Here is a 1,389-nt window from a genome sequence, read left to right on the forward strand (position 1 = left end):
GGGCTTCCTAGAAAATCCGATACCAGACCTCTGGCATCGGATTTTTTATGTCTGTTCAACAGGACCTGCTTGACCTCGGCGACCTTTTCAACTTCTGCGACCTGAGCACCTTTACCCAAAATATTCCCATTGAGTGGGTAGCGTCTGCGCTGGATCTTTCCAGTCAGGCCACCATTCGCCGGCGTCGCCTGCCCGCTGATCAAGTGCTTTGGTTGGTACTGGGGATGGCGCTATTTCGAGATGAGCCGGTTCACGAAGTGGCCAGACGTTTGAACATCTGCGCCCAAGGCCTGGCTTCTGACCACTTGTTGGCCCGCAGCGGTGTGACCGAGGCGCGAAAGCGGCTCGGTGCCGATCCTGTTGAGTGGCTGTTTCGCAAGACCGGTACTCAATGGGGGGCGGAGCGCTACGACGATGATGCCTGGCACGACCTGCAGGTATTCGCGGTGGACGGTGCACTTTTACGCACTCCGGATACGCCCGAGCTGCGAGATCACTTTGGATCGGGAAACACCCCGAGTGAGCGCCAGACACCGTTTCCCATGCTGCGCCTGGTGGCGCTGATGAATGTGCGTTCGCATGTGATCCTGGATGCTCAATTGAGCCCTTACCGACGCAGTGAAATGCGCTTGGCCGACGAGTTTTTGCAGCAGATTCCCGACCACTCAGTGACGCTGTTCGACAAAGGGTTCTGGGGCGCCGAGCTACTGTCGAGTTTGAGCCGTTCGGGCACCCACCGTCATTGGTTGATCCCGGCAAAAAAAGGACTGGTCTGTGAGGAAGTGGCCCGTTACAGCGTGCATGACCGTTTGGTGCGCATGAAAGTCTCACCGCAGGCCAGAAAGCGAAATCCGGTCCTTCCATCGCACTGGGAGGTACGTGAAGTCAGCTATGAAATACAAGGCAAAGTGAAGACCGTCATGACGTCCTTGCCGGCCGAGACCTACAACACCAAGGCCGTTGCCACGCTTTATCAGGAACGCTGGGAGATCGAGCTGGGCTTCAGGGACATCAAGAGTTCGATGCAACAGAACGCTATGACCTTGCGCAGCAAAAAAGTCGAGCTGATTTATCAGGAGGTGTGGGGACTTTTGCTGGCTTACAACGTAATTCGTCGGGAAGCCAGTCAGGCAGCGGTGGCGTTTGGCCGAGCGCCCTCGGACATCCGTTTCAAACCGGCTTGTCAGTACATCGCGGTGCAATTGATTGTGATGGCTGCGGCCAACCCGATTTCAGCGACAGGGAGACGATTGGCAGAGTTAAGGGCAGGTATCGGAGGATTGTTTCTGGATCACCGTCCAAGGCCTTCGAGGCCAAGGACGGTGAAGATCTCAAAAACCCGATTTCCAGTAGACCGTAAGGCTGCTCCGCTTAAGTGAACAGCATTAC

1 protein-coding gene is annotated in these 1,389 nt (G+C 56.1%); it reads left to right on the top strand.

Annotated elements, in window-relative coordinates:
- The first annotated feature begins 47 nt into the window (after nucleotides 1-47).
- Complete coding sequence (locus tag K0H47_RS19985) at nucleotides 48-1,379, top strand: IS4 family transposase (RefSeq protein ID WP_219273487.1); 1,332 nt, start codon at nucleotides 48-50, stop codon at nucleotides 1,377-1,379.
- Nucleotides 1,380-1,389: the final 10 nt, after the last annotated feature.

This window comes from Pseudomonas sp. Xaverov 83, assembly GCF_019352905.1.
Taxonomy (GTDB): domain Bacteria; phylum Pseudomonadota; class Gammaproteobacteria; order Pseudomonadales; family Pseudomonadaceae; genus Aquipseudomonas; species Aquipseudomonas yamanorum.